This window comes from Agrobacterium sp. 22094 (assembly GCF_052046015.1).
In the GTDB taxonomy this organism is placed as follows: domain Bacteria; phylum Pseudomonadota; class Alphaproteobacteria; order Rhizobiales; family Rhizobiaceae; genus Agrobacterium; species Agrobacterium cavarae.
The window spans coordinates 1-25,039 of the sequence record NZ_JBQEPX010000008.1 but is presented as its reverse complement, the minus strand read 5'-3'; the positions used below and the strand labels follow the sequence as shown (position 1 = coordinate 25,039).

The following is a 25,039-nucleotide window of genomic DNA, read 5'->3' as shown; positions in this document are numbered from 1 at the left end:
GTCAAAAATAACAGGAGATGAGGGTGATATCGTCTTCGGGCGATCAGCTCGTATCGCGCGGGTCGAGGAGATCGCGAAGGCCATCGCCGAGCAGGTTGAGGCCGAAGACGGCAAGCGCGATGGCAAGGCCCGGCATGATGGCAAGCCAGGGGGCGACGCCGAGATAGGTCTGGGCATCGGCGAGCATCCGTCCCCAGGTGGCCGCGGGTGGCGGCATGCCGAGACCGAGGAAGGAGAGCCCGGCTTCCGTGAGGATCGCAAGGCCAAGCTGGATCGTCACCTGCACGATGATCTGGTTGGAGATATTCGGGACAACGTGAAGAAGCGTGATCTTGGCGCGGTTCTGACCGATGCTGGTTGCTGCTGTAATATATTCTCTCGCCCATATCTGCAGCGCGGCACCCAGCGTCAGCCGGGCAAAGACCGGTATCATGAAGGTGGCGATGGCAATGATGGCGGTGAACCGGCCGGTGCCGATAAAGGCACCGAGCATCATCGCCGACAGGATGGGCGGCACGGCGAAAATGATGTCGCATATGCGCATCACCACGGTTTCGGTAAACCCTCTGACGGCTGCGACCGTGACGCCGATGGCGGTGCCGATGAAGGCGCCGATGGCGACGGCAGCAATCGCCGTCGACAGTGAGTTCCACGCGCCCGCCATCAACATGGAGAGCACGTCGCGTCCGAAGTGATCCGTGCCGAGCCCACCATAGACGAAGGGCGACTTCAGCTTCTGAACGATCTGCATTTTGGTGGGAGAGAGCGGCGTCCAGACCAGGGACAGCAACGCGACCGCGATCAGAAAGCTCGTAACAGCAATACCGATGACGAATGCCGGGCGGCGGCGGAGCAGTCGCATCATCGCGCACCTGTCCGCAATCTTGGATCGATGAAGAGATAGGCGATATCGACCAGGAAATTCATGATGATGACGAGTGCTGAGAAGAACAGCACGACGGACTGCATGACGACGATATCCCTCTGGGTCAGCGCCTGATAGGCAAGCCGCCCGAGGCCTGGCAGGTTGAAGACATTCTCCACCAGCACCGCGCCGGCAATCAGAAAGGTGAATTGCAGGCCGATCATGGTGACGACCGGGATCATCGCGTTTGGTACCGCATGCCGCCACAGCGCGACCCGCTCGCTCAAACCCTTCGCCCGGGCGGTGCGAACGAAATCCTCATTCATCACCTCCAGCACTGCAGAGCGACAGACGCGGGTCAGAACACCGGCCTGTGAGACGGCGAGCGCGATGGCTGGCATAAGGAGCGCCATGAGACCGGCGGAAAGGCTTGGCGTCCAGCCGGGAAAACCGCCAGCCGGCATCCAGCCGAGCGTTGTGGAGAAGAGAATGATGAGCAGCAACCCGACCCAGAAGCCAGGCACGGCAATGCCCACATGGGAAAACAGCCCGGCGGCGAAATCCAGCGCGCCATTGCGGTTTCTCGCAGCCGCCACACCGAGTGGAATGGCGATGGCGACCGAAAGGCACACGGCAAGGAAAGCAAGCGGGAGGGTAACGGCCAGTCGCTCGACGATCAGGCCTGCCACGGGCACACCGTAGGTATAGGACTGTCCGAGATCGCCATGCAGCACGCCTATCAGCCAATGGACATACCGAAGCGGCAGCGGCTGATCGAGGCCCATCTGTTTCTGCAATGCGGCGAGGGTATCGGGGCTCGCAGAGGTGCCGAGCATGATGGCCGCCGGATCACCCGGCAGCAGGCCCATGATAAAGAAGATCAGGCAGGAGACCGCCAGAAGCGTGACGAACAGACCAAGGATACGTTTGAGGATCAGGGTCGTCATGATCTGCAATCACTGGTGACGCGTTGTGAAAGGCGCGCGCCCCTCTGTCCTGCCGGACATCTCCCCCTTGAGGGGGGAGATTGGAAAAAAGGATACCCATGCCCCATCTCGACCATCCGGGAAAAGCGAGAGGGTGACCGCCAATCGATTCCCCCCCTTGAGGGCGAGATGTCCGACGGCACAATGTGGGGTATGGGTGCGCCTCGCTCCATGATGTTCAATCTTCCCAATGAACGTCCGTCAACACGTTCGACGGTATAGGTTCATCCTGCCAAAGTCCCTTGACCTTCTTGTCCCAGACACCGAGCTTCGGCATCACGAAGAGAAAGAGCGCCGGCACGTCTTCGGCAAGAATCTTCTGTGCCTCACCGTAGAGCTTTTCCTGCTCACCAGAGTCGGCCGTCTTCTCGACATTGGCAATGACCTCGTTGAAGGTCGGGTTCTTGTAATTGAAGTAGTAGGGGTTACGGGAGTAGATATCGATGTCCATCGGCTCGGCATGGGCGACGATGGTCATGTCGTAATTGCCGCCCTTGAAGACATCCGCGACCCACTTGGCCGGAAACTCGGTGGTCTCGATGGTCATCGTCACGCCGATTTCTGCCAGCATGGCCTGGAGAACCTGTGAGGTGCGCTGCGCATAGGCCATTTGCGGGGCCTTGATGGTGAAGCTGAAACCATTCGGATAACCGGCTTCGGCCAGCAACGCCTTGGCTTTCTCGACATCGTAGGGGTGCACACCGGTCATATCGATATAACCGCGGTCATTGGGCGTATAGTGGCTACCGATGGCGGTGCCGAGACCGGACCACGCGCCTTCGATGACGGTAGGACGGTCGACCGCCATCATCAACGCCTGGCGCACACGCTTGTCGTCGAAGGGCTTGCGGGCATTGTTCATGCCCGCAACGACCTTGAGTTCGGTGTTGCCGATGAAGGTACCAAGACGTGCGTCGCCCTCGAAGGAGGACATAAGCTCGGGCGCACCAAATTCCGGGAATGCGTCGATATCGCCGGCTTTCAACGCGGCCGCCTGGGCCTGCGCATCGGCGACGAAGCGGAAGGTGGCTTTCTCCAGCTTTACCGCAACGTTCTTGTCCCAATAGGAAGGGTTCTTTTCAAGCTCGACCTTGTCACCCTTTGCCCAGCTGACGAATTTGAATGGGCCGGTGCCGATCGGCGTCGTGCGGTTGTTTTCTGCGCTCTTCGGCGCGACCATGACTGAGGCTGGCCAGCCGAGCCAATAGATGAGGCTGCCAGCGGGCTGCTTCAGTTTCAACACCAGCGTTTCAGGGTCCGGCGTCTCGATGGTGTCGATGGAAGCAAAGAAGCGTTTCTGCGGATTGACAGAGCTTTCGCCTCGGGCACGATCCAGCGAAAATTTCGCAACCGAGGAATCAAAGGCCTCACCGTCGTGGAAGGTCACGCCCTTGCGCAGCTTGAACGTATAGGTCTTGCCGTCAGGAGAGATCTGCCAACTTTCAGCGAGCTGCGGCTTGACTTGCCCCTTGCTGTCAATGGTGACAAGGCCTTCGAAAATGTTCTGCCACGTGACCTGACCGATGGCGACCGGGGCTGCGATCGTCGGGTCAAGGCCGGTCGGCTCGATCGCCATGCCAAGTGTTAACGCCGTCTTGGGTGCGGCCTCAGCTTCGACAGCCGAGAACGGCAGCCAGAGTGCGGTCCCGAGCGCAAGGGTCAGGGCGGTGCGGCGAGAAAGCTTCGCCGCCTGCGAAAAATAAGTGCGTGGCATCATTATCCCCTGTCGGACGGCCCGGGCTTTTTGCCCTTTGAAAGACCATCTGTTGCAAAAAGAGTGGCACGGTGACGGCGCACACACAATCTGCATTTTTGTGTGCTCCGCGTAGCGGAAAACGCTACACGGTCTTGGGGAGGAAAATCAACCGATAGACGATGGACGACGGGCGACAAAAGAAAGACGTAAAGCATCGGACGCGCATCTGAAAGATCGCGATGCGCCTTATGGTGAGGTCGTTGCCTCACGCATGAAACGTTCAATGAAGTCGGCGAGTTTGGAGGCCGAAAACGATAACTGGCGATCCGGTGCGACGCAGAGGTCGATCTGTGTGTGAATGCCCTTCTTGCTCGCCAGAGGAACGGCGACCATCTGGCCGCTGCGCAATTCTCGCGCCACCGAAAGGGCGGGCAAAAGCGTCGCGGCAGCGTTCCCCAGGACCAACTCCTTCAGCATCTCCAGAGAGCTGGTGATAAAGACCGGATCGAGTTCGATGCCGGCATCCGCAAAGAGGGCATCAAAGGCCTGACGTGCGGCAAAGGTTTTGTCCGGCAGGGCAAGCGGAAGTCCGGCCAGTTCCTTCAATGTCACTTCGGGCTCGCTGGCAAGTGCATGTCCCGCCGGGAAGATGGCATCATAGCTGATACGCGTGCGCGAGCGCACTTTGACGCCGGAGAGCTTCGGCGCAAACAGGCTGACGACAAGATCGGCTTCCGCGGTTCCCAACGCCTCCATCGCCTGGCGCGCGCTGGTGATGTTGACCTCGAAACGCAGCTTTGGATATTTGAGGCTGAATTGCGCCAGGACGGGTGCCAGCAGATTGGCCACCGTGGCACCATTGGCATAGATCGTGACGCGGCCGCGTTGCAGACCCTTCAGATCGTCGATCAGCTGGTTGACATGGTCCAGCTCCCGCAGCGTCTTGCCGGCACGTGCTGCAAGGAGCTCGCCCGCTGCCGTCAGCTTCACGCCGCGGCTGGAGCGCTCGACCAGCGGTGTGCCGAAATAATATTCGAGATTTTCGATCTGACGACTGACCGCAGTCGGTGCAACATTCAGGTTCTCGGCCGCCGCGCGCATGGAATTGGTGCGGACGAGTTCATCGAAATACATCAATGCGCGCAATTGCATGGAGCGATCATCCCCGATGTTCGATCAAAGGCTGGTGGGCAGGGTCAACCAGCGCCCCCTCACTGCTGCGGTCATACACCAGGTGTAAGCTGGCCTCAATCGCGCCTGAAACCTTCGCTCGCTACCATCAGCTGTCTCGTGTAATCGGCGGAAAACTCTCTGGTTTCCAGCTGGTGGACATCCATCGACTCGACGATCCTGCCGCTTTTCATCACCGCCAGCCGGTCGCACATGTGGCTGATGACGCCGAGATCATGGCTGACCATGACGAAAGTCAGGTTTCTGTCCTTGCGCGCCTGTTCCAGCAGATTGAGGATTTCCGCCTGGATCGAGGCATCGAGCGCCGATGTCGGCTCGTCGAGAAGCAGGATCTTCGGCTCGAGGATCAGTGCGCGGGCAATGGCGATACGCTGGCGCTGGCCGCCCGAAAGCTGGTGCGAGTAGCGGAAGCGGAAACCCGTGCCAAGACCGACCTCGTCGAGCGCACGGGCGATCCGTGCTTCCTTGTTGTCTACCCCATGAATGACGAGCGGCTCCAGCAAAATGGCATCCACCGTCTGGCGCGGATGGAGCGAGCCATAGGGGTCCTGGAACACCATCTGGACATCACGATAGAAGCTCTTGTCACGTGACTTGCGGCTATAGGTCCGCCCGTCCACCGTAAGAGCGCCTTCTTCAAAATGGTTGAGGCCGGCGATTGCACGCAAAAGCGTCGACTTGCCGGAACCGGATTCACCCACAAGCCCGAAGGATTCGCCCTTCGCCACCTCGATGCTGACGCGGTCCAAGGCCAGATAACCGTCGAAGTCTACGACGATATCCTTGGCAGACAATACGACCGTCATAGACGCCACTCCGCTTGGCGTTGAAGGACCGGCAGCGGATGCCGGTGCTCGCCGATTTTCGGCAGACAGTTGAGAAGCCCTTGCGTATAGGGATGTTTCGCGTTTTGCAGATCGGCGGATGGAAGCTCTTCCACCACGCGCCCCGCATACATGACGAGCACCCGGTCGCAGAAGGACGAGACAAGGCGCAGGTCGTGCGAGACGAAGATCAGCCCCATGCCGCGCTCGCGCACCAGCTTGTCGAGAATATCCAGCACTTCCAATTGCACAGTGACGTCGAGTGCCGATGTCGGCTCGTCGGCGATCAGGAGTTCCGGACCGCAGACCAGCATCATGGCGATCATGACGCGCTGCCCCATACCACCGGAAACCTCGTGCGGATAGAGATTGAAGACACGTTCGGGATCGCGGATTTGCACCGCCTCGAGCATGTCGAGCGCACGCTTCTTCGCCTCGGAATAGCCGATCCGCTCATGCGTCTTCAACGTTTCGACGATCTGGCGCCCGATGGTCATGACCGGATTGAGCGAATATTTCGGGTCCTGCAGGATCATCGCGATCCGCTTGCCGCGGATCGTGCGACGCTGCTTTGCCGGTGCCGTCAGGAGATCGATATCGCCAAAGCGAAGTGCATCGGCCGTAATCTTCGCATGCCCTGGGGTCAGACCCATGATGGCGCGACCGGTCTGCGATTTGCCGGAACCGGACTCGCCGACAATGCCGAGACGTTCCTTGCCGAGCGTAAAGGATACCCCTCTCACGGCTTCGACAAGGCCGGTTCTGGTCGGAAAGCTGACGCGCAGATTTTCGACCGTCAAAAGAGGCGTGGTGGAAGATGAAGTCACTGGCCAGCCTCCTTTGGATCGAACGCATCGCGAAGCCCGTCACCCAAGAGGTTGAAGCCTAGGCTGACGATGAGGATGGCGGCACCTGGCATCGCTGCAACCCACCACTGGTCGAGAATGAAGCGGCGGCCAGAGGCAATCATCGCGCCCCATTCGGGGAGTGGCGGCTGCGCGCCGAGACCTAGGAAGCCGAGACCGGCGGCGGTCAGGATGATGCCAGCCATATCCAGCGTCACACGCACGATGAGCGAGGAGAAACAGAGAGGGATCACATGTTTGAGCACGATGCGCCAGGGAGATGCCCCCATCAGCTTGACCGCAGCGATGAAGTCGGAATTTCGAAACGTCATGGTTTCGGCGCGTGCAATACGGGCATAAGGCGGCCAGGAGGTGACCGCGATCGCCAGCACCGCATTCTCAATGCCAGGACCAAGTGCTGCCACGAGCGCAAGCGCAAGAACGAGCTTGGGAAAGGCAAGAAAGATATCTGTGATCCGCATCAGCACCGCGTCGATCCATCCACCGGCATAACCGGCGACGGTGCCGACGATGAGACCGATCGGGGCGGCAATGATCGCCACCAGCACGACGACGAAAAGCGTCAAACGCGAGCCGTAGATCAGGCGGGACAGAATATCTCGCCCCTGATCGTCCGTGCCGAGCCAATATCCGTCTGTCCCCGGAGGCAACAAGCGGGCATTGCGAAGATCGCCCTGAACCGGGGAATGCGGCGCCAGGACATTGGCGAAGATTGCGACGAACACCAGCGCCAGGATGATGCCGAGTCCTGCTAGCGCCAGACGATTTTCGGAAAAGCGCCGCCAGATGACATAGGCGCGCCCGAGCCGCGCCTGCTTTCGCGAGGTCGGGCGGTCGGACAGAAGCCACTCGCGGCTGTAGGGTTTCACAATGGACATGGTATCCGTCATCGGCTGCGCGTCCTTGGATCGAGCGTCCGGTAGAGCAGATCGGACAAGAGATTGATGCCGATGAAGACGGCGCCGATCACGATGGTGCCGCCGAGAACGGCATTCATGTCCGCATTCTGCAGGGAATTGGTGATGTAGAGGCCAAGGCCCGGCCAGGAGAAGATCGTTTCCGTCAGAACCGAACCCTCCAGCAGACCGGCATAGGAGAGCACGATCACCGTGAGCAGAGGGACTGCGGCGTTCCGCAGAGCGTGGAACCAGATGATGCGCGTTTCCGACAGACCCTTGGCGCGTGCGGCGACGATGTATTCCTGCGCCAGTTCATTCAGCATGAAGGAGCGCGTCATGCGGCTGATATAGGCGAGCGAGAAGTAACCGAGCAGTCCTGCGGGCAGGATGATGTGGCGGAAGAGATCCCAGAACACATCCCACTGGCCCTGCCAAAGGGCATCGAAGAGATAGAAACCGGTGGTTGGTGTGAAGGTAAACTCGTAGACGATATCCATACGGCCGGGATAGGCGACCCAGTTCAACTTGGCATAAAACACCAGAAGCGCCAGAAGGCCGAGCCAGAAGATCGGCACGGAATAGCCGATCAACCCGATGACGCGAACGATCTGGTCGATGATGCTGCCGCGCTTGACGGCTGCCAGTACGCCAAGCGGAACGCCGAAGAGCGCTCCGATCAATGTACCAAGCGTCGCAAGCTCGATGGTGGCCGGGAAGACGCGCTTGATGTCGTCCATCACCGGATTGCTTGTCAGCACCGACGTGCCGAAATTACCGGTCAGCGCCTGCTTCAGATAGATGAAGAACTGCTGCCAGAGCGGCAGGTTCAGGCCGAGTTCCTCGCGCACGCGCTCCACAACATGGGCAGGCGCGCGATCGCCGACGATCGCCAGCGCCGGATCGATGGGAATGACGCGACCAATGAAGAAGGTTACCGCCAGCAAGCCTAAAAAGGTCGTGACGACGGTAACGATGAAGCCGAGAACGGCCATGCGGCGCCTGTTGGCACGGCGTTTGCCGTGCCTCAGGCTTGCGGGGGTTTCAACGATACTCAATGGACCGATCCTGCCGGATCATTCCTTGGAGATGTTATAGACATAATTGGTATCGAAGCTTGGGCCGAGCTTCAGACCCTTGAGCTTGCTGGAGTAACCCGCAACTTCCGTCTGCTGGAAGATGATGACGAAAGGTCCGGTTTCGAGAACCTTCTTCTGCAGGTCCTCATAAATCTTCGCGCGCTTGGCGCTGTCCTTCTCCAGAAGTGCAGATTGCGTTTCCTTCGTCAGCTCCGGAACGTCCCAGGCATTGCGCCAGGCAAGCGTCTTGTTCTTGCCTTCGTCGGAATTGTCGTAGTTGATGGTGAAGGTTTCGGCATTCGAGTTCGGATCGAAATAGTCCGAGCCCCACTGACCGATATAGATGTCGTGCGTGCGCGCACGGAACTTGGTCAGCGTCTGCTTGCCATCGCCCGGGATGATTTCCAGCTTGATGCCGGCTTGCGCCAGCGTTTGCTGAACGTTCTCGGCAATACCGGTCACGGGCTGGGTGTTGCGCACATCCATGGTCACGGTAAAGCCGTCTTTCAGACCAGCCTTGGCCAGCAGTTCCTTCGCTTTGGGGACATCCAACTTGTAAGGGTTCTCGTCAAGCGCACCCAGCTGGCCCTTCGGCAGGAAGGTCTGATGGATTTCGCCAATACCCTTGATCAGGGTCGCACCGATACCATCGTAATCGACAAGATATTTGAAGGCTTCGACAACTTCCGGCTTCTTCAGATACTCGTTCTTCTGGTTGAGGCTGAAGTAATAGACGGTGCCCTTAGGAGCGGAGGTGACGGAAAGACCTTCCTTCTTGGAAACGGCCTCCATGTCGCCCGGCTCCAGGTTACGCGCCACGTCGATGTCGCCGTTTTCCAGCGCCAGGCGCTGACCGGAGCTTTCCTTCATGTGGCGATAGACGACACGCTTCAGCTTCGGCTTTTCGCCGTAGTAGTTCGGGTTGGCTTCAAGGATGACGGCTTCGTTGGCCTTCCAGCCAAGGATCTTGTACGGGCCGGAACCGGCATAGCCGGTCTTCAGGAATTCATTGCCGAAATCGGTGTCGTATTTGTAGTCGGCAGTCGGCGTCATCGCCTTGGCCTTTTCCATGACGAGCTTCTTGTCGACGACCGAGGCGACGGTCGCGGTCAGAACGTTCAGGACGAAGCTCGGCGCATAGGGCTTGTCCACCGTCAGCGTGAAGGTATCGGGCGCGGTCGCCTTGGCCTTTTCGTTGACATTGTCGCCCTTCAGGCCGAACTGCGTAAGAAGGAAGGCGGGCGACTTGTCGAGCTTGACGGCGCGCTCAAAGGAAAACGCGACATCTTCCGCCGTTACCGGGTTACCAGATGCAAATTTGAGGCCGGGCTTCAGCTTGAAGGTGTAGGTCAGACCATCGTCCGACGTCGTCCAGCTTTCGGCCAGATCGCCCACGACCTTGGAGGTGTCGTTGAGGTCGATCGAGACCAGCTTGGAGTAGGTGTTGCCGGTGACTTCCGCAGCCGACAGCTCGAACGCCTCACCCGGATCGAGCGTGATGATGTCATCGATGGCAAAACCTTCCACCAGCGTATCGGCGGGCGTGGCGGCAAAGGCCTGAGGCGCGGACAGCGCGATCAGCGACAGCGCGGCGCTGGTTGCCAGAATGCGGGCCATTTTATTGAGCGACTTCGTCATTGTTCTCCCCTTCATAGGTTCATATCACTCTTGATCAGGTCGGCTCATGCCAAGCTTGAGCCAGAACACGCAGCCAGTTTTCCCGGCAAATTTTAGCAAGCTCTACTTCAGAGTAGCCAGCAGCCTCGAGAGCGGCAACCAGATTCTGATTGCCCGCCGCATCTGCGATGTCCGCAGGCACGGTCGCGCCATCGAAGTCGGAACCGAGCGCAACACAATCGATGCCCATGCGCTCGACCATGTAGTCGATGTGGCGAACCATGTCGGAGAGCGGTGTCTTCGCATCGTCGCGCGCATCCGGACGCAGCATGGTCACGGCGTAATTCAGACCGACGAGCCCGTTTCTTTCCTTGATCGCGTCCATCTGGACGTCGGTCAAGTTGCGGGCAACACCGGTCAGGGCATGCGCGTTGGAATGGCTGGCGATCAGCGGCTGATCGCTGGTCTTTGCCACATCCCAGAAACCCTTTTCGGTGATGTGAGCCAGATCGATCAGAATGCCGAGCTGGTTGCAGCGCTTGACGAGTTCGAAACCGGCATCGGTCAGGCCGGGCGCGCTATCCGGCGACATAGGAAAGGCGAAGGGAACACCATGGCCGAAAGCGTTATGGCGGCTCCAGACGGGTCCGAGCGAGCGAAGACCCGCGGCGTAGAAGACCTCCAGCGCATCCAGATCTTCATCGATCGCCTCGCAGCCTTCCATATGAAGGACCGCAGCAAAAATGTCCTCTTTCATGGCTTTGCGGATATCGGCTGTCGAGCGGCAAATTTTCCAGCCGCCTGCGCGCTCCACGCGATAAGCGATCGCCAGCTTTTCCATTGCGATATCGAGAGAGGGCTGACGCTGAAGAGGTGCGGCGAGCGGCGTGACATAGTGGCCGTTCTCGTCCGGCTCTTGCAAAATCAGATCGCCGGAAGGGATGTAGACGGCACACAGACCGCCAGCCAGACCGCCAGCCTTGGCACGCGGCACATCGATATGGCCTTGCGACGTTCCGTCGATGAATTCTGCGACTGGGTCCCCGCCTTTTTTACCGTTGTGCCACAGACGCAGCAACACATCGTTATGTCCGTCGAAAACCAATTGCATTTCAAGTTATTCCAGGATTGACGCAGACTTTTATCGTTATAAACCAGAGGCTTATCGACGGATGGGATGATACGAGCAAAGGGTGATCGGCGTCGTGCCGCAATTCAACCAGTCCTCGTCGCAGGCGATCTAGGACCATATTCCAGGTCTTCGCAAGCTTAAAATTGATGCAGGATGAAATTCCCGCCACAAGCATCGGCTTGGCCTTGAAACTCTGCAAACAGAGCGAGAACTAGCCAGCCGTCTGCGCGCGAAACGTTTCACTTTCACTGAGCAGCCAGCGCCTGAAGAGGACGACGGGACCGTGGTTGATGCGCGACAGCGGAGCGACGGCATAATAGGAGCTGGGACTTTTGACCGGGTGATCGAAGGCCTGGACGAGTTGCCCTGACTTGAGCTCGCTTTCGATCAGAAACAGCGGCATCAGGGCAACGCCGAGACCTGCGATGCAGGCTTGGGCAACACTTGAAAACTGCTCGAAGCGCATGGCGGGCGTCTGGTGCGCGACGATACCCAAACTCTTGAACCAGTGATCCCACGCACCGGGCCTTGATGCCATATGCAGCAGAGCAAGACCGGCAATGTCGTCAGCCCTGGCGATTGGATGGCTGGCGAGGAAAGCCGGGCTGCAGACAGGCGCGACCATCTCGTCCATCAGAAAGATACTTTCTGCCGCAGGCCAATCCGGCTGGCCAATATGGATTGCCATATCCAGCCCTTCCTTTTCGAAATCGAACTGACCGATCCGCGTGGCAAAATTCAGCGTGATCTCGGGATGGGCAGCGACGAATTTTGGAATGCGCGGCAACAGCCAACGCGTGCCGAAGGTGGGCAGCATGGCGAGATTGAGCGTATTGGCATGCGTTTTGGTCATGACCTGAAGCGAGGCGGAGCGAATATCGCCAAGCGCAATACCGATCGCTTTCGCATAGATTTCGCCCTCTCGCGTCAGCGAAACGCCCCGCGCTCCACGCTCGAAAAGCCTGACCCCAAGTTGCTCTTCCAGCGACATGACCTGCCTGCTGATCGCCCCTTGGGTCAGGGAAAGCTCGTCCGCCGCCAGCGAAAAACTGCCAAGCCGCGCCACGGAATCAAAGGCGGCGAGCGCGCTGGTGGAGGGCAGGAGTTTGCGGCTGAGTGACGTCATGGCGCATTCCTATCGGTAATAGCCGGATGAGTAAACATGGCTTGCCCGGCGACGATCGATTGCCAATAATCGCAGCAACAAAAGTGGAGACTTCATCGTGAGCGAACGTGCATCATTCAACTGGCAGGACCCGTTTCTGCTTGAGGATCAACTCAACGACGACGAGCGGATGATCCGCGACTCCGCCGCCGCCTTCGCCAAAGCCGAACTTCTCCCACGCATTCAGGACGCTTATCTCTCCGAAACATCGGAACCGGAACTCTTCCGCCTGATGGGTCAGGCCGGTCTGCTCGGCGTGACGCTGCCGGAGAAATACGGCGCAGCCGACGCCAGCTACGTCGCTTACGGTCTTGTCGCGCGTGAAGTTGAGCGTATCGACAGCGGTTATAGATCCATGATGAGCGTCCAGTCCTCGCTCGTCATCTACCCGATCTTTGCCTATGGCTGTGAGGAGCAGAAGGACAAGTATCTGCCGGGTCTGGTTTCAGGCGAGCTCATCGGCTGCTTCGGCCTGACCGAGCCGGATGCCGGCTCTGATCCCGGCGGCATGAAGACGCGCGCTGAGAAGATCGAGGGCGGCTATCGTCTGCGCGGTTCGAAGATGTGGATTTCCAACGCACCGATCGCCGACGTCTTCGTCGTCTGGGCAAAATCCGAAGCGCATAACAACGAGATCCGCGGCTTCGTTCTGGAGAAGGGCATGAAGGGCCTCTCCGCGCCGAAGATCGGTGGCAAGCTGTCGCTGCGCGCTTCCATCACCGGCGAAATCGTCATGGATGGCGTGGAGGTGGGCGAAGACGCGCTGCTGCCAAACGTCTCCGGGCTCAAGGGCCCGTTCGGCTGCCTCAATCGGGCACGCTACGGCATTTCCTGGGGCGTGATGGGTGCTGCGGAAGACTGCTGGTTCCGGGCGCTGCAATATGGGCTTGACCGCAAGCAGTTTGGCAAGCCGCTCGCTGGCATGCAGCTCTATCAAAAGAAGCTTGCCGACATGCAGACCGAAATCGCGCTCGGCCTTCAGGCATCGCTGCGCGTTGGTCGTCTCTTCGACGAGCATCGCATGGCACCGGAGATGATCTCCATCATCAAGCGCAACAATTGCGGCAAGGCGCTCGACATCGCGCGGCAGGCCCGAGACATGCATGGCGGCAACGGAATTCAGATCGAATATCACGTCATGCGCCACGCGCAGAACCTGGAAACGGTCAACACTTACGAAGGAACGCATGACGTGCATGCGCTGATCCTCGGCCGCGCCCAGACAGGCCTTCAGGCGTTCTTTTGAGCCACACACGTACCCTCAAGACCCGGTCCCAAACCGGGTCTTTTGCAATGCGAAATAAATCATACTTTTAGAAGTTACCGGTTGAAACCGCGACCGGGCGAAATAATATAAGAGGCTCACCACCGTCTTCGGTTTACCGAAGACATCCCGTTCCGCTTCAGGCGGCAATCGATTTGCTGATTGAACGAAATGCACCGGCGCCCTGCCGGTCGGTAAAATCGCGAAGGTCTTCACATGCACAGCTACCCCGACGTTAAACTCTTCATCAATGGCGAGTGGCGCGACGCGCTCTCCGGCAAAACGATCGCCGTTTCCGACCCTGCGACCGATGAGATCATCGGCTCCATCGCGCATGCGGAAAAGGAAGATCTGGATCTGGCACTTTCCGCCGCCGACAAAGGTTTCAAGGTCTGGCGCGATACCTCCGCATTCGAACGTTCGAAGATCATGCGCAAGGCCGCCGATCTTCTGCGTGAGCGGATCGATTACATCGCCTGGCTGATGACCCGCGAACAGGGCAAGCCGATCGCCCAGTCTAAGGGCGAAATCAACAACGCTGCCGACACCATCGACTGGTTCGCCGAAGAGGCACGCCGCACCTATGGTCAGGTCATTCCCGCGCGTTTCGGCGGCGTCTCCAACCTGGCGATCAAGTTCCCCGTTGGCCCGGTTGCAGCTTTCACGCCCTGGAACTTCCCGATCAATCAGGTAGTCCGCAAGCTTTCGGCAGCGGTCGCAACCGGTTGTTCGATCATCGTGAAGGCCCCTGAAGAAACACCTGCCTCACCGGCAGAACTCATTCGCGCTTTTGCCGATGCGGGCGTGCCGGCAGGCGTCGTCAACCTCGTCTATGGCGTTCCCGCCGAGATTTCGGAGTATCTCATTCCGCATCCGGTCATCCGCAAGATTTCCTTTACCGGCTCCACCCCGGTCGGCAAGCATCTCGCAGCACTCGCCGGCAAGCACATGAAGCGCGCCACGATGGAACTCGGCGGCCACGCACCCGTGCTGGTGTTTGAGGATGCCGATCTCGACAAGGCAGTCGAAGTCTCGGCTGCAGCCAAGTTCCGTAATGCCGGACAGGTCTGCGTCGCACCCACACGCTTCCTCATCCAGGATAGCATTGCCGACAAGTTCATCGACGGCATCGTCAAATATGCCGAAGGCCTGAAGATCGGAAACGGTCTGGATGCCGACACCGGCATGGGACCTCTGGCCAATGAACGCCGCATTCCGGCGATGGAAGCGCTGATTCAGGACGCCGTTTCGCACGGTGCCACGCTGAAGACCGGCGGCAAGCGCATCGGCAACAAGGGTAATTTCTTCGAGCCGACGGTTCTGACCGACGTACCGACAAGCGCCAAGATCATGAACGAAGAGCCCTTCGGTCCAGTGGCGATCGTCAACCGCTTCTCCACGATGGAAGATGCGATCGAGGAAGCAAACCGCCTGCCCTTTGGCCTGGCCTCCTATGCGTTCACCGGCTCGGTGAAGACCGCGCACGCTCTCGGCCAGCGCGTTGAAGCCGGTATGCTGACGATCAACCACAATGGCCTTGCCATTCCGGAAGTGCCCTTCGGCGGCGTGAAGGATTCCGGTTACGGCACGGAAGGTGGTTCAGAAGCGGTCGAGGCCTATCTCGAGACCCGCTTCGTCAGCCAGATGAACTGATCATATCGATCGAAATTCGAAGGCCCGGCCAAAAAGCCGGGCCTTTCGTCATTTTCCACCATGCCACTCGGCCAACTCGCGTTCGGCTCTTTCCAGTGCACTGTAGTTGAGAAGCTTGCGCAGGTAGGCAATGGTGATGGCGCGGGTACGCAGATTATATCGCCCTTCCGCCTCGTCCTCACCAGTCGACTGATGCACGTTCAGTTTCTCGTAAAGGCTCTGCAGGCGGTTCTGCACACTGCGCAGCGACAGGTTCCGACGCCGTGCAATGGCCTTGTCCGTCAACCCCAGCGCCATATCGATCAGGATTTCATATTCAGCGTCGGAAAAGCCATGCGCCTTGCCGAGGCTCTTTTCCTGCAGCCCCCGGACTTCGCGATCGATGACGCATTGCGCTTCGATGAAGATGCTGCGTAGCGCCAGCCTCAAGCGGTCGTCCGAGGCGGATTTCAACACGTAACCATAGGCGGCACCTTCGGGCACTATGCGGGAGACGCCACGCACATAGGCTTCGTCCGAATAATTGGACCAGAAGAGAATGCGAGTGTCCGGCCTCTCCTTCCAGATGGTTCGCGCGGCTTCGATGCCGTTTCGCTCGTTCATCTGCAAATCCATAACGATGTGGGCGGCGCGATTTTCCCGCGCCAGCTTTTCACCTGCCCTACCGTTCTCCGCCTCCAGTACCGTGCCACATTCCGGCAGAGCCGCCCTCACCGCTTCGTTGAGATAGGCGCGATGCAGAACATCGTCCTCGATGATCAAAACGTCCATCTTATGCCTCCTCAGGCTTTTCGCCGAGCCCAGTCGGTAAGGTCAGGGTGATGCGGGTGCCAGTCCCCCGAGCGTTGGGGCCGAGATGAAAATGCGCCGAAATCAGTCGCGCACGCGTCTTCATGTTGCCGATGCCAAGGCCTCCACCGGAGCCGCTATCGTCGGGAACGCCGCAACCGTCGTCCGACACGGTGACACGCAGCGCGTCATCCGCCTGCGATAGCACCACTTCTATCTTCGTCGGTTGTGCATGGCGGATGGCGTTGTTGACCGCCTCCTGGACGATGCGCAACAATGAGACGGCGACCGAGTTATCGAGGTTGTCGACAAGCCCGTCCGTGGTATCGGAGACAGACCAGTCGATCGGCGATCCGCTGTCCCTCACCGACCTGTCGAGATAGGTTTCGATCGCTTGAACCAGGCCGAAGAGCTGCAGGATGGATGGCTTGGCTTCTTCGATGATGCCGCGCAGATCCTGCATGCATTGCTGCAGGCTACGCATCACCGGCTCAAGCATTTCTCCCGACACTTCGGTCGCGTGGCTCATGCGTTCGACACGACGTACAAGCCGTGTCAGATCCGCCAACGTCTGATCGTGCAAATCCATGCCGATCCGCTGACGCTCGGCCTCCAGTGCCTCGGTCAGTTGCAGCGCACCGAGGCGCAAGCCCTCCTCCCGGGCATTGGCCTGCGCCTCTTCGATGGCCGAGCGCTTGGCCTGCTCGGCGGCGCGGATCGCATAGAAGTAGGGCGCCAGAAGGTCGGCAACGGCACGCGCATTGGCAACATCCTCCATCGTATAGGCGTTGGACTGATGGCACGAGCAGCTGAGTGCTCCGATGATATCGCCATGCACCTTCATCGGCACGTGCAGACGGCTGTGCAGATCGAGTTCGTGGATCGGGCTGGAGAACGCACCGTCGAAATGAAAGCGTGGGTCGGCGCAGGCGTCCCCGCTCAGGAGATAATCGACCTCCCCTGACAGAACCGAGCGTATGGGGCTGCCCGTCAGAAGCGCTGGAGGCTGGAGGCTCCACGCACTGGCAAGGCCGCTTTCATAGGCTATATGATATTTGTCATCGAGCTGCTTGATGCAGACATCCATGTGGTCATGCGGGATGATATGGCTGATCTCGGTCGCCACGGCCTGGATGATGGCGTTGAATTCAAGCTGCCCGGCGAGCAGACGCGAAATGCCCATATAGTGGTGAAACAGCGTGCTGCTCGGTTTATCCAGCATGTGCCGATGCCCTCCCAAGCATCTTCCCTGACGGGCGGCGATCTATCGAAAGCGCCCGTTTCGCATTCTGCGCTCCGCAACGCTCTTCGTCTTGCGGGAACCCGCAAGCTTTGTGCGTAAGTCCGCACGAAGATTGCCGTGATGCGCCTATACAAGCCGAACCTTCTTCGTCATTTTAGCTCTTACTGGGGAAAGGAGCTCCAGTGCAACGGAATTGCGTTTCCGCCGTGGGGAAGGTTTGCGGCGAAACATATTCCAGGCTCCGAAAGAGCAAGCCACAGGGAGGAAAATCAATGGCTTTTAGAAAGATGCTTCTCGCATCGGCGGCTGTCCTATGCGCCGCGATGCCCATCACCGCTCACGCCGATACATCGGCGAAGAAAATCGCGCTCTCCAACAATTATGCCGGCAACTCCTGGCGTCAGGCGATGCTGACGAGCTGGGACAAGATCACCAAGCAGGCGGTTGCCGACAAGCAGGTCGCAGCCGCGGACGCCTTCACCACTGCCGAAAACCAGGCAACGGAGCAGGCAGCCCAGATCCAGAACCTCATCCTCCAAGGTTATGATGCGATCGTCATCAACGCCGCTTCTCCCACAGCGCTGAACGGCGCGGTCAAGGAAGCCTGTGATGCCGGCATCATCGTCGTGTCCTTCGACGGGATCGTCACCGAACCTTGCGCCTGGCGCATCGCCGTAGACTTCAAGGCCATGGGCGAGAGCCAGATCGATTATCTTGCAAAGGCCATGCCGAAGGGCGGCAACCTGCTTGAAATCCGCGGTCTCGCAGGCGTCTCCGTCGACGACGAGATCCATGCGGGCATCGCCGCAGGCGTTGCCAAGAACCCGCAGTTCAAGATCGCCGGTTCGGTCAATGGCGATTGGGCTCAGGACGTCGCACAGCGCGCCGTCGCCGGCATCCTGCCAAGCCTGCCTGAAATCGCGGCTGTCGTGACCCAGGGTGGTGACGGTTACGGTGCTGCCCAGGCGTTTGCCGCTGCCAAGCGCCCGACCCCGACCATCATCATGGGCAACCGTGAAGATGAGCTGCAATGGTGGAAGCAGCAGAAGGATGCCAGCGGATACAAGACCATGTCGGTCTCGATTGCGCCCGGCGTCTCGACGCTCGCCTTCTGGGTGGCACAGCAGATTCTCGACGGCAAGGATGTGAAGAAGGATCTCACCGTTCCCTTCTTGCGTATCGATCAGGACAATCTCGAAGAGAACCTGAAAAACACCCAGAAGGGTGGCGTTGCCAACGTGGATTACTCCCAGGCTGATGCGCAGAAGGTGATTGCCGGCAAGTAAGGCCGAAGATCGCCTCCTATCCGCTGCGGCTGACGTGTCGCCGCAGCGGCCATCCCTTTTTTCATCATTTCAGATCGTTGGCGTTTTGCTCATGAATGACATCATCGAGACGGAAGAAGTCGTCGCCGCACGCGGCGTCAAAGTCGTCTTCGGCGCCGTCAAGGCACTGGACGGCGCCGATCTCATCATCCGCGCAGGCGAATGCCTTGGCCTGGTTGGCCACAATGGCGCAGGCAAATCCACCATCGTCAATGTCATCAATGGTGGCCTGACGCCGCATGAGGGCACGATTTCCTATGGCGGAGCACCGGGTAGGCAGGGTATTTCGGCAGCACGCGCCGGCGGTGTTCGCTGCGTATTCCAGGAACTATCCCTTTGCCCGAACCTGACGATCAGTGAGAATGTGCGGATCATGCATCCCGGCATGAGCGGCCGGAACTGGCGCGGACGCGCGCTTGCCGCGATACGTCAGACCATCGACGACATCTTTCCAGGCCACGGGATCGATTGCGAAGCGACGATTTCCGACCTTTCCATCGCAGAACGCCAAATGGTGGAAATCGCAATCAATTTCTGCCGCACGCCGGACACGCCGCGGCTCGTCATCCTCGACGAACCGACCTCTTCGCTCGATGCAGGTCTAGCGGAGCAACTCATGGCCTATGTGCGCCGCTTCGTGCGCGAGGGCGGCTCGGTGCTGTTGATCTCCCACATTCTCGGTGAGATCCTGTCGACCGCCACCCGCATTGTCGTGATGAAGGATGGCCGCGTCGTCGCGGACCGTCTAGCCGGTGAATTTACGACACGGACGCTGGTCGAAGCCATGGGCAGTGTCGTCAAGGATCAGGACAGGCAGAAGACTGCCCGCGTCCGGTCCGGTGAAAGAGTCCTCTCCATGGCGCCACGCCGCGGTTCAGAGATCGCGTTTGAGGCCTATCGCGGCGAGATCATTGGTCTTGCCGGCCTTGGCGGTCATGGCCAGACGGAAGCGCTGCTCGATCTTTATCTGGCAAAGAACAGCAGCTGGCTGCCCAACCGTAAGGCCGACCTCGCCTTCGTTGCTGGGGACCGCAGCCTGAACGGCACCTTCTCGCTTTGGAGCATTCTTAAAAATCTGTCGGTCGCATCACTGCGGGACATTTCGTCCGGTGGATTGGTGGACAGGTCACGTGAGAGCGAACTCGGCGCCGAGTGGAAGAAGCGGATCGAAATTCGTACCCCCGACATGGGCAACAAGATTCTCTCACTTTCCGGCGGCAACCAGCAGAAGGTGCTCTTCGCTCGCGCGCTGGCGACGACCGCCAGCACCGTGCTGATGGACGACCCGATGCGCGGCGTCGATATCGGCACCAAACAGGAGGTCTACGACATCTTGAGAACGGAAGCCGCGCACGGCCGGACCTTCATCTGGTACTCGACGGAGATGGACGAGATTCGCTTGTGTGACCGCGTCTATGTGTTCCGCGATGGTGCCATACAGGCAGAACTTGTCGGCGACGACATTACCGAACAGAATGTGCTGGCTGCATCCTTTTCCGGGGAGGCGCAGCCATGAAAGTTTCAGCCAACACCCTTCGCCTTGTCATTCCCGCCGCGTCGCTGGCTTTCCTGCTAATTGCGGTCTTCTACATGCAGCCGCGGGCCATGAGCTATACGGGCATGAACCTGCTGTTCAATCTGGCGGTGCCGATTGCACTTGCGACCATCGCGCAGATGCTGATCATGTCCGTCAACGATCTTGATCTGTCGATGGGCACCTTCGTCAGCTTCTGCGCCTGCGTGACCGCAACATTTCTTCAGGATTCTCCCGTCATCGGAATCGGCATTTTCGCAGCGGCGATCGCCGTCTATGCGGTGCTTGGCGCCGTCATTCACCTGCGCGCCCTGCCCTCCATTGTCGTAACACTCGGAATGAGCTTCGTCTGGGGTGGTCTCGCCGTTTTGATCTTGCCGTCCCCTGGTGGACAGGCACCCGCCTTCGTGCGCGCCTTGATGACGGCAAAGCCGCCATTCATCCCGGTCGCCATCATTGCCAGCATCGTGATCGCAGTGGTCGCCCATTACATCGTCATGCGCTCGTCCTTCGGCGTTCTGATGCGCGGCGTCGGCGGCAATCTGCGCTCCGTTGAGCGGTCCGGTTGGTCGGTGGTCGGCATCCGTGCTGCGACCTTTGCACTGGCGGGCTTCTTTGCCGTCCTCTCGGGGATAGCGCTCGTCGGACTGACGACGTCGGCCGATGCCAATATTGCTCTGCGCTACACGCTTTTATCGATTGCCGGCGTCATTCTCGGCGGTGGTGAATTCGTCGGCGGGCGTGTTTCCCCGATCGGTGCTGTGATCGGCGCTCTGACGCTGACGCTCGCGGGCTCTTTCCTGTCCTTCATGCGCATTTCGCCAGACTGGCAGATCGGTGCACAGGGCGCGATCCTCATCATCGTGCTTGCCCTGCGCATTCTGCTCAACCGTCTCGAGAAGCGGGAGAAAAACCAATGAGCCGCCTCGCTGCCTTCACCAAAAAACCGTGGATCTGGTCCTTTGCCGCGACGGTTGCTGTCTGGGTCATCACCGTGATGTTCACCGGCGGCGCAAGCTCCTTCGGGCTTTCCCATGCGGCGCTGACATTCGCGGCCTTCTCGGTCATCGTCGGCATCGGCCAGATGTTCGTCATCACGCTTGGGCCAGGCAATATCGATCTCTGCGTCCCCGCCACCATGACGCTGTCCGGCACGCTGGCGCTAAAGTTCATGGATGTGTCCGACAGTCTTATCCTTCCCGGACTGCTCGTCGCCATCCTCATCGGGATTGCGGTGGGTATCGGCAACTACACCTTGATCAAGCTTTTACGAATCCCGCCCATCATCGCGACACTGTCGATGAGCTTCATCGTTCAGTCGATTGCGATCTGGTCCAATCGCGGGCTGCGGATCAGACCACCTGAAACACTGGCTAACTTCGCTATCTCCAGTACTTTGGGCATACCGAATGTGGCGCTCGTTGCACTTTTCCTTTCGGTCATCGCCTGGGTGCTGCTTGACCGGTCCTTCTACGGGCGCTGGATTTCGGCCATAGGCCAGAGCACCTTTGCGGCCCGCATGACCGGCATTCCCGTCGATGGCGCGCGCTTCACCACCTACGTCTTCTGCTCCGTCCTCGCCGCCATCGCCGGATATCTTCTGGCAAGCTTTTCCGGCGGTGCAGCGCTCAACATGGGGTCGGAATATCTCCTGATGTCGATTGCCGTGGTCGTCATCGGCGGCACAGCCGTTGCCGGCGGCGATTCCAACGTGCCGGGCATCTGGGGCGCATCGCTCTTCATGTTCCTTGTGGTCTCGATGCTGAACACTTATGGGTTCGGTGCTGGCGCGCGCCTTATCCTCACTGGCCTCATTATCATTTCCGTGATTTTTCTGGCGAGCGGCCCCAAAGCCACCCGCTGAACCAACGCAACACTTTCAAGCCGATTGACGCCCATGACCAAAGATCAAAGCTCCGTTTATGACATTCGCGACGACCGCTTCCGACATCTGATCGTCGGCAACGCCGAACTGGAAGAACTCTATTCCGGCTGCCGCTGGAGCGAGGGACCGGTCTGGTTCGCCGACCTCAACTGCCTGCTCTTCAGCGACATTCCAAACGAGCGCATTCTTCGCTGGGTGCCGGATGGCGGAGTTTCCGTTTTCCGCCAGCCGTCCAATTTCGCCAATGGCAATACGCGAGACCGTCAGGGCCGGCTGATCTCCTGCGAGCATGGCGGCCGTCGCGTGACGCGGACCGAAATCGACGGCTCGATCACGGTGCTGGCGGACAGCTATAATGGCAAGCGGCTGAACTCACCTAATGATGTCGTCGTCAAATCCGATGGCAGCATCTGGTTCACCGACCCGACCTACGGCATTCTTTCCGACTATGAAGGCTATAAATCCGAGCCGGAACAGAAGACCCGCAATGTCTACAGGATCGATCCTGCATCCGGCGAGGTGGAGATCGCCGTCGACGACTTCGTGCAGCCGAATGGCCTGGCATTTTCCCCGGATGAAACAAAACTCTATGTTGCCGACAGCTCCTACAGCCATGATGTCTCACGCCCGCGTCATATCAGGGTGTTCGACGTGGTCGATGGTAAGACGCTGACGAACGGCAAAGAGTTCTGCCACCTGGATAGTGGCCTGCCCGACGGCTTCCGCCTCGATACGGCCGGTAACCTTTGGACGAGCGCCGGCGACGGTGTCCACTGCTTCTCACCAGAGGGTACGCTTCTTGGAAAGATAAAGGTGCCGCAGACGGTGGCGAACCTGACTTTTGGCGGTGCGAAGAAGAACCGGCTCTTCATCACGGCGACCAAATCCCTTTACTCCGTTTATCTCGCGACGACGGGTGCGCAAACGCCGTGAGGCCAGCCCGCGTCATCGACGTCGTTGGGTCAACTAGGGCACCAAGGGTATCTTTTAAGAAGTCGTCGCGGCCCTCAAATCGAGGGCGAGGTTCCTGGCAACAATTGTTGTTTGCCAAAAGCAGTAACGTTATTTTTACCACAAACCGATAAATTGATTCCATTCAAAAGCTACCCTTGAAATCCTTCAAGGATTGTCTTCCTCGCACGCATGATGCGCACGGGTCTCCTTTAAAGATGCCGCTTGATCCGAGAGCGCCGACCATCCTGGAAGGGTCGATGCGGAGTTTCTAACTCTCATGCGATGAGAAAATCATGCCGACCACACTGATCGAAACACGTCGCTTTGCTGCCTTAGCGTCTGTGCCCTGCGCAGCCGATAAGCCCGATCAACCGCCCTCCAACGCTGTTTCGTAAGCACCTAGAACCACCTTAACTGAATGGCTTTCCTCAGCACTTAGCTGCTTGGTGCCGGGTTACGGGCGCGGAATCTACGACTACCCTTACATAGTATTCATCCCGAAGCCCACTTAGCTGCGCACTTCAACATTCCAGTCGGCGCCACCCACAGCTCGAGCCAATGGCTCTGGCCTGGTGTCTTCTCGACAATAACCTCGCGTTCAAGGACGTCTGATATGCGGTTCACCATCAAAACAAAACTGGCTCTCGCCTTCGGTCTTCTCATTCTCATGCTAGCGGGCACCTCAGGATATGGGATTTATAGCCTGGGCATAGCAAGAGACGCGATGAACGAAGTGGTTGAAGGCACCGTTCCTCGTCTCGACAAGGTCCACCAGATAAATGCCTTGTCGCTTGTGACGATCCGGGCGCAGAAAAACATGATCCTGGCGAAGTCCCCTGCGGAAATGCTTCAACACAAAAAGGTGGGTGATGAAAGCAAAGCCCATCTCACGGAACTCTTGAATGAGATGGCGGCAACGGCAAGTTCTGAGACGCGCTCCTACTGGGCGGATCTGCAGACGATCACAACAGCCTTCGAAGCCAGCGACAATCGCGTACGTGCTCTGATAGACGAAGGAAACACCGCTGCTGCCGAGGCTTATTCTGCCGGAGAGGGACGCGACGCCGCCAACGCCCTGACGAAGAAGCTCGATGAAGGCGTCCAGATGAACAGGGCACGACTGCAGGAGTCTAAACAGGTAGCTTCAGACGACTATAATCAAACCAGATTTATGCTGATTTCATGCTCTGTAGCAGCGATTCTCATTGCAGTCCTCACCGCCTTTTGGATTGCCCTGGGTATCAGCTCGGGGTTGCGCAAGGTTATGACGGTAGCGGAAGCAATTGCTGTGGGCGACCTTGAGCAGAATGTTCAGATCCGTAGCAACGACGAGATCAAGGACCTTGTCGATCGCGTTAACACAATGACTCGTAATCTCCGTGCAACAGCCGATGTTGCTGGCACGATTGCGGCTGGCGATCTGTCAAAGGACGTGCAGCCTCTCTCCGAGAAGGACACGCTTGGCATCGCGATGCTGAACATGGTGACCAATCTGCGCGAAACGGCAACGGTTGCGGACAAGATTTCGAACGGTGATCTGACCGTCACTCCGAAGCCACTGTCGGAGCGTGACACGCTCGGCATTGCTCTTCAGTCGATGGTTGAGCGCCTGCGCGGCGTCGTCGGCGATGCGCTCGCTGCGGCAGACAACGTTTCCTCCGGCAGCCAGGAACTGTCTTCGTCTTCCGAGCAGCTGTCGCAGGGTGCCACCGAACAGGCATCCTCTGCTGAAGAAGCCTCCGCTTCGATGGAAGAAATGGCCGCAAACATCAAGCAGAACGCTGACAATGCGGCCCAGACCGAGAAGATCGCGCGTCAGTCTTCCAAGGATGCCGAGGCCAGCGGTGAAGCGGTTGGCCGTGCCGTCGTCGCCATGCGGACCATTGCGCAGAAGATCTCCATCGTCCAGGAAATCGCACGTCAGACCGACCTTCTGGCACTCAATGCCGCTGTCGAAGCCGCGCGTGCCGGTGAACACGGCAAGGGCTTTGCCGTCGTTGCTTCTGAAGTGCGCAAGCTCGCAGAACGCAGCCAGGCGGCCGCCGCTGAAATCTCTTCGCTTTCCGGCGAGACGG

The 25,039-nt window shown here is 58.9% G+C and carries 21 protein-coding genes; 8 read left to right on the top strand and 13 right to left on the bottom strand.

Features of this window, described 5'->3' with window-relative positions:
* Positions 1-43: 43 nt before the first annotated feature.
* The 11 genes from ACTJK5_RS22165 to ACTJK5_RS22115 form a co-directional block, all read right to left on the bottom strand.
* A complete protein-coding gene (locus tag ACTJK5_RS22165) occupies positions 44-865 on the bottom strand; it encodes an ABC transporter permease (RefSeq protein ID WP_062423587.1) in 822 nt (273 codons plus the stop codon).
* On the bottom strand, positions 862-1,812 hold the full coding sequence (locus tag ACTJK5_RS22160) for an ABC transporter permease (protein WP_440598771.1): 951 nt from the start codon (positions 1,810-1,812) through the stop codon (positions 862-864). Before ACTJK5_RS22160 ends, ACTJK5_RS22165 begins: the two co-directional genes overlap by 4 nt.
* A 217-nt stretch (positions 1,813-2,029) precedes the next feature.
* The gene (locus ACTJK5_RS22155; RefSeq protein ID WP_440598772.1) at positions 2,030-3,565 is read right to left on the bottom strand and encodes an ABC transporter substrate-binding protein; all 1,536 of its coding nucleotides are present in this window, start codon (positions 3,563-3,565) and stop codon (positions 2,030-2,032) included.
* Positions 3,566-3,793: 228 nt separating this feature from the next.
* On the bottom strand, positions 3,794-4,699 hold the full coding sequence (locus ACTJK5_RS22150) for a LysR family transcriptional regulator (RefSeq protein ID WP_440598773.1): 906 nt from the start codon (positions 4,697-4,699) through the stop codon (positions 3,794-3,796).
* Positions 4,700-4,794: 95 nt separating this feature from the next.
* Positions 4,795-5,544: an ABC transporter ATP-binding protein gene (locus tag ACTJK5_RS22145; protein WP_440598774.1), complete on the bottom strand. Its 750-nt coding sequence runs from the start codon at positions 5,542-5,544 to the stop codon at positions 4,795-4,797.
* Complete coding sequence (locus ACTJK5_RS22140; RefSeq protein ID WP_062443627.1) at positions 5,541-6,389, bottom strand: ABC transporter ATP-binding protein; 849 nt, start codon at positions 6,387-6,389, stop codon at positions 5,541-5,543. Before ACTJK5_RS22140 ends, ACTJK5_RS22145 begins: the two co-directional genes overlap by 4 nt.
* Entirely contained in the window at positions 6,386-7,318 is a 933-nt protein-coding gene (gene nikC / locus ACTJK5_RS22135) for a nickel transporter permease (protein ID WP_440613270.1), read from the bottom strand. The genes ACTJK5_RS22140 and nikC overlap by 4 nt, the downstream gene beginning before the upstream one ends.
* Positions 7,315-8,382 carry an ABC transporter permease gene (locus ACTJK5_RS22130; RefSeq protein ID WP_062423593.1) on the bottom strand — a complete coding sequence of 356 codons (1,068 nt, stop codon included), beginning with the start codon at positions 8,380-8,382 and terminating at the stop codon, positions 7,315-7,317. The genes nikC and ACTJK5_RS22130 overlap by 4 nt, the downstream gene beginning before the upstream one ends.
* 18 nt (positions 8,383-8,400) lie before the next feature.
* A complete protein-coding gene (locus ACTJK5_RS22125) occupies positions 8,401-10,041 on the bottom strand; it encodes an ABC transporter substrate-binding protein (RefSeq protein ID WP_440598775.1) in 1,641 nt (546 codons plus the stop codon).
* Positions 10,042-10,075: 34 nt separating this feature from the next.
* A complete protein-coding gene (locus tag ACTJK5_RS22120; protein WP_440598776.1) occupies positions 10,076-11,131 on the bottom strand; it encodes a dipeptidase in 1,056 nt (351 codons plus the stop codon).
* Between the two features lie 232 nt (positions 11,132-11,363).
* Complete coding sequence (locus ACTJK5_RS22115) at positions 11,364-12,278, bottom strand: LysR family transcriptional regulator (RefSeq protein WP_440598777.1); 915 nt, start codon at positions 12,276-12,278, stop codon at positions 11,364-11,366.
* Positions 12,279-12,375: 97 nt separating this feature from the next.
* Between ACTJK5_RS22115 and ACTJK5_RS22110 the strand changes: the two genes are divergently transcribed.
* The gene (locus ACTJK5_RS22110; protein ID WP_440598778.1) at positions 12,376-13,563 is read left to right on the top strand and encodes an acyl-CoA dehydrogenase; all 1,188 of its coding nucleotides are present in this window, start codon (positions 12,376-12,378) and stop codon (positions 13,561-13,563) included.
* 234 nt (positions 13,564-13,797) lie between these two features.
* Positions 13,798-15,234: an NAD-dependent succinate-semialdehyde dehydrogenase gene (locus tag ACTJK5_RS22105; RefSeq protein WP_111849751.1), complete on the top strand. Its 1,437-nt coding sequence runs from the start codon at positions 13,798-13,800 to the stop codon at positions 15,232-15,234.
* A 48-nt stretch (positions 15,235-15,282) separates the two neighbouring features.
* On the opposite strand, the gene ACTJK5_RS22100 is transcribed toward ACTJK5_RS22105, so the two are convergent.
* Positions 15,283-16,005, bottom strand: a complete 723-nt coding sequence (locus ACTJK5_RS22100) for a response regulator transcription factor (RefSeq protein ID WP_062443644.1) — start codon at positions 16,003-16,005, stop codon at positions 15,283-15,285.
* Between the two features lies 1 nt (position 16,006).
* On the bottom strand, positions 16,007-17,245 hold the full coding sequence (locus tag ACTJK5_RS22095) for a GAF domain-containing sensor histidine kinase (protein WP_440598779.1): 1,239 nt from the start codon (positions 17,243-17,245) through the stop codon (positions 16,007-16,009).
* Positions 17,246-17,538: 293 nt separating this feature from the next.
* Between ACTJK5_RS22095 and ACTJK5_RS22090 the strand changes: the two genes are divergently transcribed.
* From ACTJK5_RS22090 to ACTJK5_RS22065, 6 genes are all read left to right on the top strand, one after another.
* Positions 17,539-18,552: an ABC transporter substrate-binding protein gene (locus tag ACTJK5_RS22090; RefSeq protein WP_062423601.1), complete on the top strand. Its 1,014-nt coding sequence runs from the start codon at positions 17,539-17,541 to the stop codon at positions 18,550-18,552.
* 91 nt (positions 18,553-18,643) lie between these two features.
* A complete protein-coding gene (locus ACTJK5_RS22085; protein ID WP_440598780.1) occupies positions 18,644-20,107 on the top strand; it encodes an ATP-binding cassette domain-containing protein in 1,464 nt (487 codons plus the stop codon).
* Positions 20,104-21,045, top strand: coding sequence for an ABC transporter permease (locus tag ACTJK5_RS22080; RefSeq protein ID WP_440598781.1), 942 nt, complete (start codon positions 20,104-20,106; stop codon positions 21,043-21,045). Before ACTJK5_RS22085 ends, ACTJK5_RS22080 begins: the two co-directional genes overlap by 4 nt.
* Positions 21,042-21,989, top strand: coding sequence for an ABC transporter permease (locus ACTJK5_RS22075; RefSeq protein WP_440598782.1), 948 nt, complete (start codon positions 21,042-21,044; stop codon positions 21,987-21,989). Before ACTJK5_RS22080 ends, ACTJK5_RS22075 begins: the two co-directional genes overlap by 4 nt.
* Positions 21,990-22,022: 33 nt before the next feature.
* Positions 22,023-22,943 carry an SMP-30/gluconolactonase/LRE family protein gene (locus ACTJK5_RS22070; protein ID WP_440598783.1) on the top strand — a complete coding sequence of 307 codons (921 nt, stop codon included), beginning with the start codon at positions 22,023-22,025 and terminating at the stop codon, positions 22,941-22,943.
* 634 nt (positions 22,944-23,577) lie between these two features.
* The coding region (locus ACTJK5_RS22065; RefSeq protein WP_440613269.1) for a methyl-accepting chemotaxis protein at positions 23,578-25,039 on the top strand (1,462 nt) is incomplete at its 3' end.

Excerpts from the sequence above, each read along its gene's own strand:
- ACTJK5_RS22165 (WP_062423587.1), bottom strand. The coding sequence starts at position 865 with ATGATGCGACTGCTCCGCCGCCGCCCGGCATTCGTCATCGGTATTGCT.
- ACTJK5_RS22160 (WP_440598771.1), bottom strand. The coding sequence starts at position 1,812 with ATGACGACCCTGATCCTCAAACGTATCCTTGGTCTGTTCGTCACGCTT.
- ACTJK5_RS22155 (WP_440598772.1), bottom strand. The coding sequence starts at position 3,565 with ATGCCACGCACTTATTTTTCGCAGGCGGCGAAGCTTTCTCGCCGCACC.
- ACTJK5_RS22150 (WP_440598773.1), bottom strand. The coding sequence starts at position 4,699 with ATGCAATTGCGCGCATTGATGTATTTCGATGAACTCGTCCGCACCAAT.
- ACTJK5_RS22145 (WP_440598774.1), bottom strand. The coding sequence starts at position 5,544 with ATGACGGTCGTATTGTCTGCCAAGGATATCGTCGTAGACTTCGACGGT.
- nikC (WP_440613270.1), bottom strand. The coding sequence starts at position 7,318 with ATGACGGATACCATGTCCATTGTGAAACCCTACAGCCGCGAGTGGCTT.
- ACTJK5_RS22125 (WP_440598775.1), bottom strand. The coding sequence starts at position 10,041 with ATGACGAAGTCGCTCAATAAAATGGCCCGCATTCTGGCAACCAGCGCC.
- ACTJK5_RS22120 (WP_440598776.1), bottom strand. The coding sequence starts at position 11,131 with ATGCAATTGGTTTTCGACGGACATAACGATGTGTTGCTGCGTCTGTGG.
- ACTJK5_RS22115 (WP_440598777.1), bottom strand. The coding sequence starts at position 12,278 with ATGACGTCACTCAGCCGCAAACTCCTGCCCTCCACCAGCGCGCTCGCC.
- ACTJK5_RS22105 (WP_111849751.1), top strand. The coding sequence starts at position 13,798 with ATGCACAGCTACCCCGACGTTAAACTCTTCATCAATGGCGAGTGGCGC.
- ACTJK5_RS22100 (WP_062443644.1), bottom strand. The coding sequence starts at position 16,005 with ATGGACGTTTTGATCATCGAGGACGATGTTCTGCATCGCGCCTATCTC.
- ACTJK5_RS22095 (WP_440598779.1), bottom strand. The coding sequence starts at position 17,245 with ATGCTGGATAAACCGAGCAGCACGCTGTTTCACCACTATATGGGCATT.
- ACTJK5_RS22090 (WP_062423601.1), top strand. The coding sequence starts at position 17,539 with ATGGCTTTTAGAAAGATGCTTCTCGCATCGGCGGCTGTCCTATGCGCC.
- ACTJK5_RS22085 (WP_440598780.1), top strand. The coding sequence starts at position 18,644 with ATGAATGACATCATCGAGACGGAAGAAGTCGTCGCCGCACGCGGCGTC.
- ACTJK5_RS22080 (WP_440598781.1), top strand. The coding sequence starts at position 20,104 with ATGAAAGTTTCAGCCAACACCCTTCGCCTTGTCATTCCCGCCGCGTCG.
- ACTJK5_RS22075 (WP_440598782.1), top strand. The coding sequence starts at position 21,042 with ATGAGCCGCCTCGCTGCCTTCACCAAAAAACCGTGGATCTGGTCCTTT.
- ACTJK5_RS22070 (WP_440598783.1), top strand. The coding sequence starts at position 22,023 with ATGACCAAAGATCAAAGCTCCGTTTATGACATTCGCGACGACCGCTTC.